The sequence below is a fragment of the Alkalihalobacillus pseudalcaliphilus genome, assembly GCF_028610675.1.
Classification (GTDB): Bacteria; Bacillota; Bacilli; order Bacillales; family Bacillaceae_D; genus Alkalihalobacillus; species Alkalihalobacillus pseudalcaliphilus.
In genome coordinates, this window is sequence record NZ_JAQQWS010000001.1 from 1,254,896 (window position 1) to 1,275,276 (window position 20,381).

The window sequence follows — 20,381 nt, forward strand, 5'->3', positions numbered from 1 at the left end:
TTTAGGAGCGCTAGGTTGTGCCTTGCAGTTAGCTGGTCATTCATCTTGCGATAAATGACCTTAACAGGACACTGCTCCCTTTTTTGTTCGTGCGACTCCTTATGGTGATGGAGTTGTAAACGAGCCAACTGTTTAAGAAGTCGCCACTACTTTGATCTTTGTCGGTGGCGAAGTGAATTCGCTTCGCCATGAGTGTTTTGTATGAAAGTTGATACTCATATGCGGCGCTATACTTACCGCTACCGAAAATCATGCTCCGCGACAATCACCTGGAGCTGAGTTGTTAAAAACTAAGCATCACTTTCATGTTTGTTGGCTTAGTTATTATTCTCAAGCTCTTTTCTAATTTTAAGGGCTACATCTGGTTTGTCAGTAAAGATTCCAGCGACTCCCCAACTTAAGAACTTACGGATATCTTCTTCGCGGTTTACTGTAAATGGTCGGATAAGAAATTCTGAACGAATTAATTCTTTAGCTTCCTCTTCTAAAAGTGTTGGATGATAGAAATGGTAGGCTTCCACACCAACAGATGTCGCATAATTTTCCGGTCCAAAAATAGCGGCCATCGCTAATACAGCTGATTCAATTTCTGGGGCACGATTCTTTAAGATTTTCATACCACGGTGGTCAAAGGATGAAAATATAACTCTATCTTCTAATTGATAGTCTCGAATTAGTTGAATAACTTGATTAATCGTTTTCTCACGATCCTCAACAAAACCTTTTATCTCAATGTTTAACTTTAATGATAAAGGCTTAATCCACGCCAGAACTTCCTTTAATGTTGGAACAAATTCATTTTTGTACTCCTCTGAAAACCACGCTCCTGCTGATAGACCTGTAACTTCAATAGAAGATGTCTGCCTAACAAAGCCACTACCACTCGTTGTCCGGTCTAAAGTTAAATCATGCATAATAACTAACTCTTCGTCCCTTGTTAACTGAACATCTATTTCGATCCCTTCAATACCAAGCTCAGCTGCTGCACGAAAAGCAACCATTGTATTCTCAGGATATTTACTTGAAAAACCTCGATGGGCAAAAATCTCATTATGAATCATGATGACAACTCCTTCTTTTTTCTTGGCTCTTTCAAATAAATAAAATATGTCGTTACCCTATATGAACTTCATTGATACGATTGCGACCTTTGTGTTTGAAATGAGCCAACAACTTCTTCATCCCATTTTAAAACAAAATGGTCTCCATGCTCAACTGATCCAACCCCTTCTGGTGTACCTGTATATATAAGATCACCTTTTCCAAGTCCAAAACACGTTGAACATTCGTCAATAATCGCTTGAAAATCAAATAACATGTCACGAATTGAACCACACTGAACTTGATTTCCGTTTTGATAAAGAGAAAAAAGCCTATTTCGACAATCTTCTACACCTTTAAATTCCCATAAGTTTGTGAGAATGGCTGAGTTCGGAAAACCTTTAGCTCTTAGCCATGGGTGCCCTTTTTCTTTTAATTTTGATTGTAAATTTCTTAAAGTTAAATCAACACCTAGTCCTATTTTGTCAACGACATCATCGACCTTATCTCCCGGCCTTACAGCTTTACCAATATGCAAAACAATCTCCAGCTCATAATGAATATCTTCCTTGTTATAGTCATACGTATACGTAGAGCCATCTGCTCGTGCAAGAGCATGGGTTGGCTTTGAAAACAAAAGCGGCTGCTTCGGCACTTCATTGCCTAATTCTTTGGCATGATTTACATAATTCCGACCAATACAATAAATATTTGCCACCTTTTATCTCTCCTTCTCACGTCAAATTAATGATTCTTTAAAGCAAAAACTTCTAAGCTTGCGATTCGCTGCATGGCTTCCTCTAACACACTTTCATCTGCCAATAAGCCAATACGTATATAACCTTCACCCGCTTCACCAAAACCAACACCGGGCGCCACTACTACTCGTGCTTTTTCAAGTAGTAAATCGGCAAATTGTTCAGACGTAAAACCACTTGGAACTTTAAACCATGCAAAAAAAGAGCCTTTAGGCGCTGTTACATGCCAGCCCATCTCCTCCGCTTTTTGAACAAGCTTATTTCTACGCCCTTCATATAAATGAACTAACTCTCGGACAGAATCTTGGTTCGAAGTTAATGCATAGGCAGCAGCCTCTTGAATCCCGCCAAATAAGCTACAATAATAATGATCTTGAAGAAGCTCAATTGATTCAATCACACTAGGGTTGCCAACAGCAAAACCTACACGCCATCCTGCCATATTATAGGTCTTTGACAAAGTCATCATTTCAATACCAATATCTTTGGCTCCTGGTATTTGTAAGAAGCTTAATGGTTTATGACCGTCATAACCAATGGCACCATAAGCAAAATCGTGAACGACACAAATTTGATGCTCAGTAGCCACTTCAATCGTTTTTTCAAACAATTCAACCGATGCAATAGCCCCCGTTGGATTATTAGGATAATTCAAAAACATAAGTTTAGCCTTTTCTAAAACATCTTTATCTATTAGATCAAAATCAGGATGGAAGCCGAGCTGTTCAACTAATTCCATCGTCTCTATCGTAGCTCCGGCTAAAGCAATTCCTGACAAGTAATCAGGGTAACCTGGATCAGGTAGTAGGACAACGTCTCCTTCATTCAGTAAACATTGACTAACTTCAACCAATCCTGTTTTCGTCCCATTTAAAACGGCTACCTCTGTCTGAGGATCAATCTCCACCCCATATTCTTTTTTGTAGTATTCAGCTACAGCTTCTTTTAAAAAAGGAAAGCCATCAAATGGTGAATATTTATGATACAGAGGGTTTTCTGAAGCTTGTTGCAACTGTTCGATAATTCCCCTTGGTGTTGGCGTATCTGGATTACCTTGACCTAGGTTAATTACATCATCATGCTCTTTTTTGACTTCTGCGACTTTCTTAACTAGCTTCGCAAAAAATTGTTTCGGCAACCTGTCTAACGCATTTGATTTAGAAAACTCAACCACATCTTCCACTCCCCTATTTCTTTGTAAAAAAGAGACTGCCCCAAAAGGTCATCATCACCTCATAGGACAGACTTCTCCTCATAATCTTTTTTGATTGCATCTATCATACTTAGTTTCCCTATCAACTTGCAAGAGATTTTCAAACTATTAAGAGTTCTTTTTATGATAAGCCGTTAAGAAGCCCTGCCCTTTCACATAATCACCAACATGAGAACGCTTCGGATTGGATGAAAAAGTAGCCATTTGTTTGGACCAAGAATCTGTTTTTAAGCCATTTGTACGCTGACGATAATATTCCTCAGTAACCGCATCATACTCCTTCAAACCTGCCTCCACTTGATCCGTATCATAATTCTCATTAAATACAATAGCACCTTTAGGCAATCTTGGTTTTTGGTCTGGATTTTGATCTGGATAACCAATACAAAGTCCCATAATTGGAAATGTATACTCTGGCAAATTCAAAAGCTTTGCTACTTCTTCTGGATTATTTCGGATACCACCGATCATCACACCACCAAGTCCAAGTGAGCGGCTCGCAACCAACATATTTTCTGCAACTAACGCACAATCTACACTGCCTACAAGCAACTGCTCCACTTCACCAACTTCAAAAGGCTGTTCGTGGATTTCACTCGCTTTTTTCAAACGATAAAAGTCTGCAATTAATACAAAAAAGACCGGGCACTTTGAGATATATGATTGATTTCCAGACAGACGAGCCAGTTCATCCTTCTTTTTTGGGTCCTGAATAACTACAATGCTGTATGCTTGAACATTGTGAGAAGTAGGTGCCCTTCTACCAGCTTCAACAATATCAGTAATCTGTTCTTCCCTTATCTCTTGATCTGTAAAAGCACGAATTGAACGATGACTTTGAATAAGCTTAATAACTTCATTTGACATCAAAAAACCTCCCTCATATCACTACATATTCTAGACTAAAATATAAAAAAATACAAAAGATTCGGTGTTGTTGAACTACAAAACATAAAAGTATTAGCTTTACTCAGCGGCTTTTCATTTTATATGAAAGTTAATTAGGGGCGATAGTTTGTGCCGTGAAGTTAGCTCGTCATCCATCTCGAGATAAATGACCTTAATAGGACAGTGCTCCCTGTTTGTTCAGGCCGACTCCTGATGGTGATCGAGTTGTAAACGTACCCACAGGTTAAGAAGTCGTCACTACATATGATTGACCACTTTGTGCAGATACCCCAAGGTTTTGCCTCAGTATCTTCACATTAACCTCCTCTTTGTGCTGATGCTCCATAGTGTGGCCTTAGTATCTTCACATTAACCCTCTCTTTGTGCAGATACTCCATGGTTTGGCCTCAGTATCTTCACATTAACCCGCTCTTTGTGCAGATACTCCATGGTTTGGCCTCAGTATCTTCACATTAACCCGCTCTTTGTGCAGATACTCCATGGGTTTGCCTTAGTATCTTCACATTAACCCGCTCTTTGTACAGATACTCCATGGGTTTGCCTTAGTATCTTCATATTAACCCGCTCTTTGTACAGATACTCCATGGGTTTGCCTTAGTATCTTCACATTAACCACCTCTTTGAGTAGATACTCCATGGTTTGGCCTTAGTATCTTCACGATTCCTTATGAGCCTTAAGGTGGCGATAGATGACTTTCATCTTTGTTGGTGGTGGATCGGTTCTGGCTCCACGATGTGGGTTCTATATGAACGTTCAATGAGTGATGCACTGATTTTCGTCAATTTCACTTCCAGTGTTTTACAGGTTACGACTAATCATTAAGCTCAAGAGGTCCTTGTGACTTCATCCCCTTGAGTAACTGTCACGTTCGGCCTTTTTTCACATTAACCGCCTCTTTGTGCTGATGCTCCATAGTGTGGCATCTGTATCTACACACTATCACCCTTAAGTAAACTTTCATACAAAACTATTGAGAATTCACCAGAACTTCAGTACGATAAAAAAGACACATATTGAATTACGAAAGGACGAAAGCTAATTATGAAGCCAACCTTAGCACCCCTTAACCAAGGACGCTTGCAGCCTCTAGATATGATGCGCGGTCTCGCCATCCTCGGAATCTTATTAGTCAACATTATGAACTTTCAATACGGGCTATTATTACTTCCAGATGTACATCAATATTACCCGCTTGGTACAATTGATCAACTAACAGAAAGCATCCTCTATTTATTTATTCGCACAAGTTTTTACACACTTTTTGCTTTCTTATTTGGATACGGTATGGTTATTCTTCAAGATAGATCGACATTAAAAGAAGCAAGCTTTACCGGGATATTTTGGCGAAGAGCTTTCTTTTTATTCATTTTAGGTATATTACATAGAACCTATATTTGGGAAGGCGACATCTTAGTCACCTATGCAATCGCCTCTTTTATACTTTTCTTTTTCTTATTTTTTAAAGCAAAAGGGCTGTTAATCTCAGCGATTATCTTCTTAGGTGTCATGCTTTTATTTATACCTCCACCAGGGTCAGGAGATGTAAGTGAGCTTCAACAGCAAGAAGACACGATGTATCAATACTCTTTAGCAGAGAAGGAAGTATTAGAAAATGGTACTTACTTAGAAGTTCTTGAGTTCCGGATGACATCTGACATCACCGGACTAGGTATATTTGGCGATATTCTTATGGAAATATCGACTGTCATTGCGGTGATGGGGATGTTTTTACTTGGTGCTTATTTCGCTAGGAAAAAGTGGCTGGATGATATAGAGGGCAATCTTTCTTTATTTAAGAAAATTTGGTGGGTTACTCTTTTTGTAGGCTTTGGTACTAAACTGCCTTATGCGATTTCGCCTACTTACTTTTCAGAAGGCTTAATGCTAGCTATTGGTGGACCATTTACTGCTATATTTTACGTCACTTCGGTTATCCTTTTATCAAGGACTGAGAAAGGTGCAAAATTACTTCACCCGCTTACGTATGTTGGGAGATTGTCACTAACGAATTATTTACTTCAGTCCATTGTTTTTACCACCTTATTTTATGGATACGGTATTGGCTTATTTGGCCAGCTTGGATTTTTTGTAGGGACATGTATCGCGATTGTGTTCTTTGTACTACAAGTACTCGTAAGCAAGTGGTGGTTGAGCCGATTTGTAATTGGACCTGTTGAATGGTTTTTCAGAGCAGTCACCTATATGATTATGCCTAAATTCAAGAAGTAATCAATACAATTGAACGAAATTCCAGCAGTCAAAGAGCAAAAACCTACTTCTATATTTGTTCGTGGCGGAGCGACATAAGCTTCGCCATGAGCGTTTTGTATGAAAGTTAGTGCGAACATAGAGCGTTACTCGTCGCCACCGGTAAAGAGCGAAACCACACTTTCATCTTTGTTGGTGGTGAGTTGCTTAGTAAGTTATCCATGTATAATTCAAATCAAAAAAAGCGGGAGTGATGATCATCACTCCCGCTTATTCATATTATTGTTGGACATCCTCTCTATGATAACTATCCATGAACGTTATGTGAAGGTTGTTAGACTGTGACCGAGACTCTGTGAAGATTCCTATATTTCTTCGGTGTAATTCCTTCTTTCCTTCTAAAAGTTGCTACAAAATGGCTGACATCTTTAAAGCCTACCTTTTTTGTTATATCTTTTAGAGAATATCCATTTTCACTTATTAATAGTCTTTTGGATTCTCGAATACGAAGTTGTATTAAATATGAATAAGGGCTCATCCCAAAAGATTCTCTAAATAATAAATTTAAATATTGGGAGCTCATATTCGCATACCTCGCCATATCTGGTAAACGCACATCTTCACCAATTCTTTTCTCCAACCAAGTAACTACAGGTTTAATTTTCTCATAAGATTGGGATAAAGATGGTTGATTATTCATTTGTCCAAATTTCTTAATCATGATTAAGAAATGGTATAAATCTTTGGAATAATCAAGCTGTAAAAAGGTTTCTTCTTTTTCAACAGCCTCAATCATCTTAAAAATGACACTCTGAAAAGACCCTTGATCCGTTTCCATATAAGCAGCGGTACGATTTATTTGTAGTGCTCTTAATATAGATTCAGCCGCACTTCCCCCAAACGTCATACTTATCGTTGACCAGTGATTACTTTTTGGGTAATACTTATGTGGAGTATGCGGAAAAAGCAATACCCCTCTCCCTTTCGATAATGTGATTTCCTCATTGTTAAAGCTAATTCTACCTTCCCCTTCAACGGTTTGAATCCAGTGGTAATAGGGATATCCATTCGGTCTATTCATTTCACTTTCATTTGGGTTAAATCCAATACTTTCAACGAATAGAGGTAGAAATGATTCAGATGTTGAAAAAGAATATCGCTTTTTCGTTTCCATCATAATACGCAGTCCTCCTTAGCTATTTCACTTTTTCATAACTGAACTTCATTAAAAGTATTGACCTTTCATCTTGCTTTGCATTTTACTCCTCTAAGACTAACGAACTAAAATACAATCAATTACTTATACACCCCTATTATAAAGCGCTTTCATTTACATTTATATATAATAAATAACTAATTAATATAAAAATTTGAAAAAATCGCTCTCTTCTTTAAGGAATTTGTCTTAGGAATTCACCTAAAATATCATAGGTTGATTCATATACTTATGTTCTTGTTTTAGAGACCAAAAACCTCCTTTAATAAGATTAATTTATTCATATACATGTAGAAAATAATGAAATGGTTCGATATACAAATAAAGACCTGACCTTGTCTAGTTGGTCAGATCGTTTGGTTTTCACTTATTTGTAACTTAATTCAAAAGTTTCGCCATCCGTTGCAATAATGACTGTACCATGTTCACTTGTTCCATACATGTCGATCCCTAATTGTTCCGTGAGAGCGATAACCTCTCTGTGCGGATGTCCATACTGATTATCTTTACCCGCTGAATAAATAGCCACTTCTGGTGAAATCGCCTGAACAAATTCTTTGGTATTAGAAGTAGATGAACCGTGATGGCCAACCTTATAAATATCTGCAGCTAAGTCCGAACCACTCTCAAGCATTTTCATCTCACTTCTTCGCTCGGCATCACCTGTCGTCAATAACCGCACATCACCATACGTAATCCTCATACTAATTGAATCATCATTAAGATTACCCGTTAATTCAAACGGACTTAATACATCAATAAGTATATCTCCTACTTCATAGCTTTCGCCAGCACGTGGTTCGTTAACAGTCACTTCACTTTCAAGTAAAACATCAATTAACCGTTCAAATGTTCTGCTTGTAGCCTCATTACCATCTATCCAAACTTCATTCGGTTCATATTGTTCAATAACTCGATCTGCATTCCCAATATGATCTGCATGCGGGTGGGTTAATACTAGAAGGTCTATCGAATCTACATTAAATTCTTCTAATCGACTAAAAATTAATTCAGAGTCATGTCTTCCCGTATCAATTAATATCGTTACTTGCTCACTTTGTATTAATGTACTATCACCTTGACCTACGTCAAGAAAAGCAATCATCGCTTCTCCTTCTACGATAGGTGATTGGATTTGTTTTGTTGTCGTTGTCACGATTCTCTCTAATTCTTCTAAGGAACAACCACCCAAAAAAAGAGCCATTACCATGGCTAACCAAACATTCTTATACAATAAATCCTCTCCTCTTCACAGTCGATACGAAAAATAAGTATGATTGTTCCTCATCCGACTGTCAAGCATGATTCTTCTTATTTAAGAATATTTTCCTTTGACATATATGCTTTTATCATTTCACGCTCCACTTTTCTCAAAGACTTCTGATATTTTTTCTCAAAATACTTTAATAAAAGCTCAAGCTTCTGATCCTTCTTCATTCTTACCTCCTAAGGTAGCTCCATACTTCAATAAGAAAATACCCTCTTTTAATAAAATTAAACTCATTCATCTAATATAAAAAATACTTCTCCTTCTTCGATAAAATTTCTTCGCTTTCTACGAAAGAATAGATCAGGACTATGATAAGTCTAGTTACAAAGCATGATTTTTATTTCTAAAACGACCACATAGAGAAACAAAAATACTTAGTATTTACTATTTAAAATTTTCTAAATTATTTATACAATGATTATAACGATAGATTGTTATAATCTATCAACAAAATTTTAAGGAGGTTTTTTATGTTAAAAGTCCTTAGGAAGAAAAGCACTAAAATGGTGGGAACAGCAATAGCAGCCTTTGCATTATTCTCTTTTGTTGGTGTTGAGTCTGCTTCAGCCCACGGTTACCTTGAGAATCCACAGTCACGTGGACTACTATGTAAAGAAGGGGCTAATCAAGATTGTGGTGGTGTCGTTTGGGAACCGCAAAGTTTAGAAGCACCTAAAGGCTTCCCAGGTCCTAGTATCCCTGATGGTCAAATTGCATCAGCAGGTGGGGTCTTCCCTAAGTTAGATGAACAATCCTCCAATCGTTGGGCAAAAGTTAATTTAAATTCAGGTCGTAATACAATGAATTGGCATCTAACAGCTATGCATGCAACAGCTAAGTGGCATTACTATATTACAAAGCCAAATTGGAATCCAAATGCTCCGCTTACTCGTGATCAATTTGAGCTTGTTCCTTTTTATGAAGTGTATGATGGTGGAGCTAGACCTGGTCAAAAAGTCAGTCATGACGTAACCATTCCACAACGTACAGGTTATCACGTTATTTTAGGTGTATGGGATGTTGCTGATACTGTAAACGCTTTCTATAATGTCATTGATGTAAACTTCGGCGGTGGTACGAATCCAGGTCCAGACCCAGGACAACCAGATCCTGATCCAGATCCAAATGAGCCAGATCCAGAGCTACCTAACCTCCCTACTTGGGATCCGAATACAGCTTACGTAGGTGGTAGTCAAGTTATTTATAATGGCAAAGTGTATGAAGCAAGATGGTGGACAATGGGTGAAAATCCAGAGACTGCTTCTTATGTTTGGAGACAACTTTAATCCATACGATTTAATAAAACAAACATAGAAAAAATAGAAAAACGGTGACATCCACTTAGGACTGTCACCGTTTTTTGTTATCTTTGACTGTTACCAAACTACAAACTGCACTAGCAAGTCCCATCCTTGATATCAACTTCAATTAATCCCTTTCATTTAGAAGGCCCTTAAGCTTGTGTGTCGCTTGATTAGTCATTTGAACTAAATCGGCTAACTTCGCTTTATTGACTGTTTGCTCTTGAACCGTAGCGGTTATCTCTTCCAATGATGCAGAAGATTCTGCAATAATGGTTGCAAATTCATTCATAGCTATACTCATCTTTTCTGTATCTTTATCAATTACACTTGAAACTTGGCTAAACGCCTGCACATCTTTTTGGAGCTGATAGATAGATGATTGAATCGAATCAAAGATCTCATGATTCCGCTCGGTTCCTTGACTAGTAACGACCATTTTGTCTGAAACAGCTTTCATTTGCTTTTGTGTCATTTGATTATTATCATACAGTTGATTTAAGGTTGTAGAAATTTCCTCCGCGGTCTGATCAGAAGAATCAGCTAACTTCCTAATTTCCTCCGCTACTACTGAAAACCCCCGCCCAGCTTCTCCGGCTCGTGCTGCCTCGATTGATGCATTTAAAGCAAGTAGATTAGTTTGGGCTGTAATTCCCTGAATGGCCTCAATGGAGTTTAATGATTGTTCAATCTTATCGCTTAATTGATTAAACTCTTTTTCCATTTGAGTAATAAATTCTTGAAACTCATCCATCTGTTTATTTAATTCTTGTGACTGAACTTGCCCTTCATCTATTTTGCTCGTCATCTCATCTGTAAAATAATCGATATGAGTAACCTGATTTTTCATCGACGCCGTTTGTCCACTTGTTCTTTGGATAGACTCCATAAAGTCTTGTATGGAGTCACTTTGAGATTGTGTTCCTTCTGCTATTGCTTGCACGGCGACATTTAATTCCTCTAACGCTAATTGTTCGATCTCTGTTTGGGATGTAACCTTTATCATATTTCCAGCTATAACCATAGAGCTTTCCTCTATTATATCGTTCTGCTTTCTTTGCTTCTCAAGTTTTACTTGAGATTCTTGTTCCATATGTGCTAAATCCCACTCTAACTTGCCCATAATCCTCTGTTGGAAAAATAACACAATAACAGCAAGTGAAAATATTAATAAATACGTGAGGATATCAGCAGAATAAATGTCACCATTGAGATTGAATGCAAAAAATAATAGAGCTACTCCAAGGCCTGTCCCTATAAAATATAAGATTAAATTCATATATAAAGCTGAGCTAACTAGTAAAAAGTAAATAAGTGATAAATTATTCTCAGATGGACTAATTAAAATAATACTTCCTAACACTAACGAAAGCCCTATGATGACCACGTAAGGAAGTTGCTTCGTCAATTTATGGCTATAATGGCAAAAGGCAATAAACCCACAAATTATCCCTCCACCAATAGCGATAGTTAAGATAAGTATGAGAGGCTTCGCTAACACAACCTCAACAGCTACTCCCAATAAGATCGCAATTAAAAACATATACAAAGTGATTAAATTCTTTTTTCTTAAGGTTTGTAGTTGTAACTCTTCGATGCTCATATTTCCATTCCCCTTCAATCATTTTATAGGAATATTGTACTAAAAAAGGGGTAATATGTATACTTTTTTTAATTCTAATTAACTAACCCTTAGGTCACACTAGAACTATATGTTAGAACTTGCCCTTAAAGATAATCACAATGACTTAATTAAAAAAGATACTATCGACGAGTACATCATACCTGTCGATAGTATCTAGATAAATGAATAAGTAAAACCATATTTTAAGCAAACGTTTCTTCATCTTCCTTTTTAAAAAAGGTTTTCATTGCGTGGTAAACGTCACCTTTCTCTTTCAGAATATGATGACGAAAACGCTTATCATCAATCGTTTTATAAGAACTCATTAATGTGCTGTGTCTTGAATATTGATTGACTTCCCCATAGCCAAACATACTTGAAACATCCATTAATTCATTCACAAACTTTAAACATCTTGCATTATCAGAAGTTAAATTATCACCATCAGAAAAATGAAATGGATATATATTATAGCGAACAGGGTCATACTTGTGGTCGATGATTTCTAAAGCTTTTCTGTAAGCAGACGAGCAAATGGTTCCTCCACTCTCCCCTTTAGAAAAGAAATCTTCTTCCGATACGACCTTTGCTTCTGTATGGTGAGCGATAAATTCAATATCTACGGTTTCATATTTCGTTCTTAAAAAACGTGTCATCCAAAAAAAGAAACTACGTGCCATATACTTTTCCCATCTTCCCATCGAGCCACTCGTATCCATCATTGCTAAAACAACCGCTTTAGATTCTGGGCGAGTCACTTCGGTCCATGTCTTAAACCGAAGGTCGTCATTACTAATAGGAACAATACCAGGTCTTCCCTCTAGTGCATTTCTTTTTATAGCAGATAAAATCGTCCTTCTCTTATCAATATTCCCCATCAGTCCTTTTTTGCGAATATCATGGAAAGCAATATCTTCAATAATAATATTAGCATCCTCTTTCTTTTGCAGGTTAGGCAGTTCTAATTCTTTAAAAAGCATTTCCTGAAGCTCCATTATCGATACTTCAGCTTCATAATAATCTTCTCCAGCGTCCTCTCCTGCTCCTTGACCTTTCCCTGGCCCCTTTTGTTGCTGTCCACTTGGATCTCTAGCAACAACATCCCCTACCTTACTTTTTCCGTTACCTTGACCGACATGTTTGTTTTTATCATAATTATAACGAATCTTATATTCGTCTAATGAGCGAATAGGAATTCTAATTACATCGCGCCCATTTGACATGACAATATTTTCTTCACTAACTAAATCAGGCAAGTTTTTTTTGATCGCCTCTTGAACCTTTTCTTGATGCCTTCTTTGATCTTGGTGACCTTTACGATGGAGGGTCCAGTTCTCCTGTGACATGACAAAGTTATGGTTGTTTTCTTTTTTCACACGCTTCCCTCCTATGATATTAACTACACCTATATAAACCGTTCCTTTTCCATACAACTGAAAATAATCAACATACAAACACCAATCATTAGTCATTTGCATACACTATGACGAAACACGTACGCAATAAGTGATTTCACACCTATTTAAAGGCTTACTCTATCCTATGCAATTTAAATCTTTAGTTGCCAATAAATTCTGATAAATGATTGATGGACAAGCCAAAGTTCAAGAGTTAAGCTTTGATTTTCTCTGAATAATTTGGGATTGTTTTTGTGTGGGAGTTGCTTGGATGCGATAGTTATGCCTTGAAGTTAGGTGGTCCTCCATTTTTCGATAGATGACCTAAACAAGACATCACTCCCATCAAAACTCCCAAATTCCACTCTGATGCAACGCTAAACAAAGCGAGCATCTTTTTAGCTGCTCGCTTTGTTTCTTGTGATTCGTATATACTGCTTATTTCATAATCCCTAACTCCGATATCGGCCAAAAGCGTAAATCGACCTTGCCTACAATTTCATCTATTGGAATTGGACCTAACCGTCTACTATCTGTACTGTTTGGTCGGTTATCACCTAACACAAAAACATGATTTTCTGGTATGACGCCATCAAAGTAATAATCTTGTGTATAAATCCCTCGGAAATCTTCTTTTCTTTCATCTAAAAATGGCTCTTCTACAGACTCCCCATTTATAAATAATACGTCATCGATATACATTAAAGATTCCCCAGGTAGGGCAATGACCCTTTTAATATAATCTTCCTCTTCATTCGCATGAAATACAATCATATCAAAGCGCTGAGGTGTTAAAAATTCATAACCAATTTTATTAACAATAAAACGCTCACCATCTTGTGCGGTTGGAAGCATTGATTCACCACGAACTTCATAGCTTGCAAATAAAAATGTTTTAATAATAACAGCTAGTAAAATAGCTAGGATAAATGCCTTACAACCTTCAACCCAATGATTCTCTTCCGAAAACATGTACTTCACCCTTTATGGTTCGTCTTCTTCTATAATTTAACATTTACTTTCGATAGCAACAAGTAAAAGTCTAGTGAATAAAAAAATTAGTGGAAATTTATCATAAGCGATTGGCATCGAAATTCCTTATGATGTCTGAATCAATCATTAGCACGTACGAAAGGCACTCCCATCCTCATGATGAAAGTGCCTTTTTTCTTAACGATTTAATAAGCTGCCGACATATCGAAGTAATTCATTGGCTGAAACCGAATTGTAGCCATGCTCATCAATCAAGCGAGCAATCACTTCATTGATTTTTTTCAATTGTGATTCATCAGGCGTTTTGGTAGAAGTCGTTATCTTAACAATATCTTTTAAATCTGCAAACAATTTTTTCTGAATTGCTTCCCGTAATCTTTCATGGGAGTTATAATCAAACTTCTTCCCTTTTCTCGCATAAGCTGAGATACGAATGAGAATCTCTTCTCGAAAAGCTTTTTTTGCATTTTCTGAAATTCCAATTTGCTCTTCGATCGAACGCATTAATTTTTCATCTGGTGTCATTTCATCACCTGTTAATGGGTCTCGAAGTTTATTTTTGTTACAATATGCTTCAACATTATCTAAGTAATTATCCATAAGCGTAACGGCTGACTCATCATAAGAGTAAACAAAAGCTTTCTGTACTTCACTTTTTGCTAAAGCATCGTATTCTTTTCTTGCCGTTGCAATAAAGTCGCGGTAGCGCTCCCGATCATCTTTTGAAATGGAGGCATGCTGATCTAACCCTTCTTTAATTGAGCGCAAAACATCTAACGCATTAATCGATGTTAGTTGCTTACGAATGATCGCTGAAGAAATTCGATTAATCACGTAACGTGGATCAATGCCACTCATCCCTTCATCAGGGTATTCCTCTTTTAATTCTTGCAAATCTTGAGCATTAAACCCTTCTACATTTTCACCGTCATATAGCCGCATTTTCTTTACGAGATCGACCCCTTGTTTTTTAGGCTCCTTTAATCGGGTCAGGATCGTAAAAATGGCTGCTACTTTTAAGGCATGTGGAGCAATATGAACATGTGATAAATCACTATCCTCAATCATTTTCTTATAAATACGTTCTTCTTCAGTGACCCGTAAATTATAAGGAATTTTCATGACAATAATTCGCGAATGCAAGGCTTCATTTTTTTTATTTGAAATAAATGATTTATATTCCGATTCATTCGTATGTGCCACAATCAGTTCATCTGCGCTAATTAATGCAAATCTACCCGCTTTAAAATTTCCTTCTTGCGTTAGCGATAATAAGTGCCAAAGGAATTTTTCATCACACTTTAACATTTCTTGGAATTCCATCATACCACGATTAGCTTTATTTAATTCCCCATCAAATCGATAAGCTCGCGGATCAGATTCAGAACCAAATTCGGCTATCGTAGAGAAATCGATACTTCCTGTCAAATCAGCAATATCTTGCGACTTCGGGTCAGATGGACTAAAGGTTCCAATTCCAGTCCGTTTATCTTCAGAAAAAAAGATTCTTTCTACAACCACATCTTCAATTCTTCCGCCGTACTCTTCTTCTAACCTCATCATATTTAATGGCGATAGATTGCCTTCAATCTTAATATCATATTCATCCTGAAATTCTTTCCTGAGATGCTGGGGGATAAGATGTAGAGGGTCTTCATGCATTGGACAACCTTTTATGGCATACACTGCTCCTCCATCCGTTCTAGAATATTTCTCTAATCCCCTCTTTAACATTGTAACAAGGGTTGATTTCCCTCCACTAACGGGACCCATTAATAATAAGATTCTTTTTCTAACGTCTAACCGTTTTGCCGCCGAATGGAAATACTCTTCTACAAGTCTTTCAATTGAATCCTCCAGCCCATAAATTTGGTCTTTAAAAAAGGAATATTCCTTTTTGCCATCTTCTTCTTCTACACCAGCATCTTTAATCATATGGTAGACACGTGAATGTGCAGTCTGGGCTATCCAAGGCTTTTCCTTCAACAGTTGTAAATACTCAGCAAAGGTACCTTCCCACTTTAAACGTTCTTCTTCTTCACGATATTTCTCAACTTTTCGTAATATATCCATAATTCGCGTACCTCCATCCTCGTGGTCAAGTGCGAGATTAATAAAACTTATGCAACTGCTAACATGAACATGCATCTGAATTGCAAATGCAGCTTATCCATTTTAATTGGATATTTTTACTATCCGTTGCATTTTTCAGAAAAAGAACTACATACCAACCTCAATGACAATGCTACAATAGTAAAAAAGAAATAGAAAAGAGGGTGTGTCATGAAAGTAGGTACAGGCTGGTTCATGACCATACTAATGTTTATTGGTTTTGTCTTTTTATTAAAAGAAACCTCCATTGAACTCGCTCAAACCACTTCCATTGATTCCTTTATTCAAGAAAGAGTGGACTTGAACGATTATTCGCTTAAAAGAAATAGTTATATTTTAGCTGAGGATGAGACGGTTATTTCTGAAATATTTAAGGATGAAAATCGCAAATACATCCAATATGAGGATATCCCACCGCATTTTATTGATGCTTTTATTTCGACGGAAGACCATCGTTTCTTCGAGCACCAGGGCTATGACCTTCCTGGAATCGTTCGAGCTCTCTCCATTAATATGAAGCGCAATCGCATTGAAGAAGGGGCAAGCACGATAACTCAACAGCTTGTACGTAACCTCTACTTAACTCATGATGTAAGCTATGAACGGAAATTTTCTGAAATCCTTTATGCAACAGAGATAGAAAACCAGTTTTCCAAAGAAGAAATTCTAGAACTTTATTTGAATACCGTCTTTTTTCATAACCGAGTATATGGGATTGAAGCCGCTAGTCAATATTACTTCAATAAAGAAAGTAACGACCTTTCTATTGCTGAAGTTGCCTTATTAACAGCGGTTCCTAATAACCCTTCTTATTACAACCCATTAGAACATATTGAACGTACGCATTTACGTAAAGAATGGGTGATCGATAAAATGTTTGAACATGGGGCTATTAATCAGGAACAACTGGACGCCGCCAAGAGTGAGGAAATCACCTTAGAGGTTAGTGGAAAAACGGATTATTTTCCTGATTACACGACCTTTGTTCATCATGAACTCGAGCAATTAATTGCGGAGAAAGAAGGATACACTCAAAAAATACACCTAGCAACATCTGAAGAGGAACTTTTGCATATACAACAATCATTAAAGGAACGTGTGCAAGCCGTTGTAGATAACGGCGTTTACATACACACAGCTTTGGACCAAAGTAAACAAAACCAAATGATTCAATCCTTTGAGAACCACCTTCAGCATACCGATATTCAAGGTGCCGCTTCATTAATTAATCATCATACGAATGAGTTAGTCGCCATTTCAGGTGGTCGTGGTTTTAAAAAATTTGACTTCCATAGAGGCTATCAAAGCTATCGACAGCCGGGTTCAACTATTAAGCCTTTACTTGTTTTTGCTCCTTATTTAGAAGAAACGCAAGCTCCATTGTCGTCAACTGTCAACGCGAATAATGTTTGTTATGGGCAAGGTAGTCAAGCTTATTGCCCTAATAACTATGGAAATTCTGAGTATGGGTATGTAAGCTTGACGAGAGCATTGCAGCAATCTTATAATACGCCTGCTGTCCGACTCCTCGATCAAACAGGTATACAGACTGCTTTTTCATACTTAGATTCCTTTCAATTTGAAAAAGTGACAGAGGAGGATTACCGCTTACCTGCAGCTATAGGTGGGTTCCAGTATGGTTTTTCACCCTTAGAAATAACGAGAGCGTATTCAAGCTTCCATGATGGCTTTTATCAGCCAGCTAGAGCTATTCAAAAAGTGACCTCTCTTGATGGGAAATTGCTGTACGAATGGAATGAGTCGCCTGTGAAAGTTTGGAATGAAGAAACCGTGGGTAAGGTGCATGAATTGCTATATGCGGCTATCGCAAATGGCACCGGACGAAGGGCTTACTTCCCTAGTGAATATATTGGAGGCAAATCGGGTACTACCAATGAATATCACGATCTCTGGTTTGTCGGATTAACGGAAAACTATACGGCTGGAGTTTGGATAGGTTATGACAAAAAGGCTAGCCTAGCTGCAGTCAATGACCGACAACCACAACTGTTGATTTGGAAAGAAATCATGCAAGCTGATTAAAACCAAAAAGACCAACCCAATAGGTTGGTCTTTTACTGTTGTATTCTCATTGATACCGACTGTTACTAAGGTAGGCTAGCAATAAAGCTGTTATATAATTTGACGGCTGCATATAAGGTTAGAAGCAAAAAGCCTGTCCAAAATATAACATGGAAAAATACCATTCCAAACATTCCAAAAAAACTCATTGAATCGCTCACCTGATATATAAAATACACAAAATAAATGAGGCATGCGACTAAAAATAAAAGCAATAACCAGCGCCATTCCGTGACCAAAAACAATGATAACATGCCACTTATAAAAAACACCCATGAGCCAGTTCGGACTTTTATTAAGTCTTTCCCTTCCTCATCATTACTAAAAAATAAAAGGGATAGCTGAAGCGTTGTATCTGCAATTAGTTTAAGTGCCGAGAATACCATAAAAAAAAGTAATAATAATAAGAATAATAACGTTAATTTAATTCCATTTTCCGAAAAAAATTCTCTCATTCCTTCATATAGCCCAAAACTCATCAATTGTTCAATTAGAAATCCTTGTACAAATAAGGCAAAGGCCAAGCTAAACAACACAATGGAGATGAGTGGGAAATGACTTGTGATATAACGATTGGACACTACTAATTCCTCCACATTTAAAACTTTTTACATACATTTTTATCGACTTGAACAAAATAATATTAATGATTTTGTGAAAAATGAAATCGTTTCGTTTTCTTTTTCGTTATGATCCTTTATAATAGTTCATAGTTAACTTTCCAATGTGCAAACGTGTAAGAGTAAAAAACTTACTTTTTGAACACCCAATGGAATGATGTACATAAAGGGAGGCCTATCATTATGATGAACACACTTTTGATTCTTGGTGTCTGTCTTGTATTTTTAATTTCAATCTTTACTGCTGGATATGAAGACAACCCACACAAAAAGTAATGAAGTAAAGAGAAGCTCGTCTAGTCTATATGACAAGACGAGTTTTCTTTTTTTGTCCTCATTTTTCAATTAGGTTAACCCTTTAAATCCTTGTTGACGTACAGCCTCATAGATAATAATGGCAGCCGTATTGGAGAGATTTAGTGACCTAATTTTATCTGTTTGTGGAATACGAAAACAACGTTCAGGATATTGCTCAGTAATTTCTCGTGGAATCCCGGTTGTTTCTTTTCCAAAAATAAAAAAATGGTCCTTGTTTTCATCGGTATAGTCAAATTCACTATAATTTTTTGTACCAAATGTTTCTATAAAATAAAATTCACCTTCGGGGAATTTTTGAAATAATTCCTCAATGGAATCATAATAATGAATTTTAACATCTGGCCAATAATCGCAACCTGCTCTTTTTAGCATTTTATCCTCTGTTGAAAAGCCTAATGGTCTAATTAGGTGTAAAGATGTATTCGTTCCAACACATGTACGAGCAATATTACCCGTATTGGCTGGTATTTCTGGTTGATATAAGACAACATGTAATCCCAAGCTTAAGCACTCCTATTCTTTCCATTCAGTAAACAACCTTATTATACCTATTAATCGTTGCGAAAAACAATGGGCGATTTCTTTTATATGAAAGTGTACGAAAGATGATATGCTCATCTTCGATGATCGCTTCGGGAGTAGGGGGCACGCTTTCCGCAGGCCTTGCTTGAGCCTCCGCGCTTCGCTTGCGGGGTCTCAAGGCTCAGGCTATTCCTGCAGGAGTCGGCCACCCCATTCCCTCCGCTTGGGTTGGTGCAAGCTTCTTGGTTAGAGAACTTCTCTTACAAAACAAATGAATGACTGACTGAATGAAAAGCCAACTAATAAAAAGCAAATATTAATTGAATGAAGTTCCACCAGTTAAAGAGTGAAACCCTACTTACATGTTTTGGAGAGGACTAGTTGTAAACGTACCCACAGGTTAAGAAGTCGTCACTACACATGAATGACCACTTTGTACAGGTACTCCAAGGTTTTGCGTCCGTATCTTCACATTAACCTCCTCTTTGTGCAGATACTCCGAGGTTTGGCCTCCGTATCTTCACATTAACCCTCTCTTTGTACAGATACTCCGAGGTTTGGCATACGTATCTTCACATTAACCCTCTCTTTGTACAGATACTCCGAGGTTTGGCCTCCGTATCTTCACATTAACCCTCTCTTTGTGCAGATACTCCGAGGTTTGGCCTCCGTATCTTCACATTAACCCTCTCTTTGTGCAGATACTCCGAGGTTTGGCATCCGTATCTTCACATTAACCCTCTCTTTGTGCAGATACTCCGAGGTTTGGCCTCCGTATCTTCACATTAACCCTCTC

General features: G+C 37.4%; 16 protein-coding genes. 3 read left to right on the forward strand and 13 right to left on the reverse strand.

All coding sequences use genetic code 11. The features are described from left to right. Positions 1-317: 317 nt before the first annotated feature. The 4 genes from PQ479_RS06305 to nfsA all read right to left on the reverse strand — a co-directional run bounded on the left by PQ479_RS06305 (position 318) and on the right by nfsA (position 3,879). Positions 318-1,061, reverse strand: coding sequence for a glycerophosphodiester phosphodiesterase (locus PQ479_RS06305; RefSeq protein ID WP_047988524.1), 744 nt, complete (start codon positions 1,059-1,061; stop codon positions 318-320). A gap of 68 nt (positions 1,062-1,129) precedes the next feature. Beyond that, complete coding sequence (locus PQ479_RS06310) at positions 1,130-1,759, reverse strand: fumarylacetoacetate hydrolase family protein (protein ID WP_047988523.1); 630 nt, start codon at positions 1,757-1,759, stop codon at positions 1,130-1,132. Between the two features lie 26 nt (positions 1,760-1,785). Then, a complete protein-coding gene (locus PQ479_RS06315; RefSeq protein ID WP_047988522.1) occupies positions 1,786-2,973 on the reverse strand; it encodes a pyridoxal phosphate-dependent aminotransferase in 1,188 nt (395 codons plus the stop codon). Between the two features lie 147 nt (positions 2,974-3,120). Further along, on the reverse strand, positions 3,121-3,879 hold the full coding sequence (gene nfsA / locus PQ479_RS06320; protein WP_047988521.1) for an oxygen-insensitive NADPH nitroreductase: 759 nt from the start codon (positions 3,877-3,879) through the stop codon (positions 3,121-3,123). Between the two features lie 1,084 nt (positions 3,880-4,963). Between nfsA and PQ479_RS06325 the strand changes: the two genes are divergently transcribed. Next, positions 4,964-6,151, forward strand: a complete 1,188-nt coding sequence (locus PQ479_RS06325) for a DUF418 domain-containing protein (protein WP_047988520.1) — start codon at positions 4,964-4,966, stop codon at positions 6,149-6,151. A gap of 313 nt (positions 6,152-6,464) precedes the next feature. Here PQ479_RS06325 and PQ479_RS06330 read toward each other — a convergent pair whose 3' ends face one another. The 3 genes from PQ479_RS06330 to PQ479_RS06340 form a co-directional block, all read right to left on the reverse strand. After that, positions 6,465-7,307 (reverse strand): AraC family transcriptional regulator, encoded by an 843-nt coding sequence (locus tag PQ479_RS06330; RefSeq protein WP_047988519.1) that lies wholly within the window; start codon positions 7,305-7,307, stop codon positions 6,465-6,467. Positions 7,308-7,713: 406 nt separating this feature from the next. Beyond that, on the reverse strand, positions 7,714-8,580 hold the full coding sequence (locus PQ479_RS06335) for a ComEC/Rec2 family competence protein (RefSeq protein ID WP_273716828.1): 867 nt from the start codon (positions 8,578-8,580) through the stop codon (positions 7,714-7,716). Positions 8,581-8,657: 77 nt separating this feature from the next. Further along, positions 8,658-8,783 carry a hypothetical protein gene (locus PQ479_RS06340; RefSeq protein WP_273716829.1) on the reverse strand — a complete coding sequence of 42 codons (126 nt, stop codon included), beginning with the start codon at positions 8,781-8,783 and terminating at the stop codon, positions 8,658-8,660. 303 nt (positions 8,784-9,086) lie between these two features. On the opposite strand from PQ479_RS06340, the gene PQ479_RS06345 reads away from it, so the two are divergent. Next, positions 9,087-9,902, forward strand: coding sequence for a lytic polysaccharide monooxygenase (locus PQ479_RS06345; protein WP_047988518.1), 816 nt, complete (start codon positions 9,087-9,089; stop codon positions 9,900-9,902). Positions 9,903-10,044: 142 nt separating this feature from the next. Here PQ479_RS06345 and PQ479_RS06350 read toward each other — a convergent pair whose 3' ends face one another. The 4 genes from PQ479_RS06350 to PQ479_RS06365 form a co-directional block, all read right to left on the reverse strand. Beyond that, positions 10,045-11,520 (reverse strand): methyl-accepting chemotaxis protein, encoded by a 1,476-nt coding sequence (locus PQ479_RS06350; RefSeq protein WP_047988517.1) that lies wholly within the window; start codon positions 11,518-11,520, stop codon positions 10,045-10,047. A 224-nt stretch (positions 11,521-11,744) separates the two neighbouring features. Beyond that, positions 11,745-12,887: a sporulation protein YhbH gene (gene yhbH, locus PQ479_RS06355; protein ID WP_420535538.1), complete on the reverse strand. Its 1,143-nt coding sequence runs from the start codon at positions 12,885-12,887 to the stop codon at positions 11,745-11,747. A gap of 489 nt (positions 12,888-13,376) precedes the next feature. Continuing rightward, positions 13,377-13,910: a signal peptidase I gene (lepB, locus tag PQ479_RS06360; RefSeq protein WP_047988515.1), complete on the reverse strand. Its 534-nt coding sequence runs from the start codon at positions 13,908-13,910 to the stop codon at positions 13,377-13,379. Between the two features lie 198 nt (positions 13,911-14,108). After that, complete coding sequence (locus PQ479_RS06365) at positions 14,109-16,004, reverse strand: PrkA family serine protein kinase (RefSeq protein ID WP_047988514.1); 1,896 nt, start codon at positions 16,002-16,004, stop codon at positions 14,109-14,111. A 210-nt stretch (positions 16,005-16,214) separates the two neighbouring features. On the opposite strand from PQ479_RS06365, the gene PQ479_RS06370 reads away from it, so the two are divergent. Continuing rightward, positions 16,215-18,086, forward strand: a complete 1,872-nt coding sequence (locus PQ479_RS06370; RefSeq protein WP_047988513.1) for a transglycosylase domain-containing protein — start codon at positions 16,215-16,217, stop codon at positions 18,084-18,086. Positions 18,087-18,151: 65 nt separating this feature from the next. Here the strand turns inward: PQ479_RS06370 and PQ479_RS06375 are convergent, their stop codons facing one another. Further along, on the reverse strand, positions 18,152-18,706 hold the full coding sequence (locus PQ479_RS06375) for a DUF5366 family protein (RefSeq protein ID WP_047988512.1): 555 nt from the start codon (positions 18,704-18,706) through the stop codon (positions 18,152-18,154). A gap of 384 nt (positions 18,707-19,090) precedes the next feature. Then, positions 19,091-19,564 (reverse strand): tRNA (uridine(34)/cytosine(34)/5-carboxymethylaminomethyluridine(34)-2'-O)-methyltransferase TrmL, encoded by a 474-nt coding sequence (trmL, locus tag PQ479_RS06380; protein ID WP_047988511.1) that lies wholly within the window; start codon positions 19,562-19,564, stop codon positions 19,091-19,093. Positions 19,565-20,381: the final 817 nt, after the last annotated feature.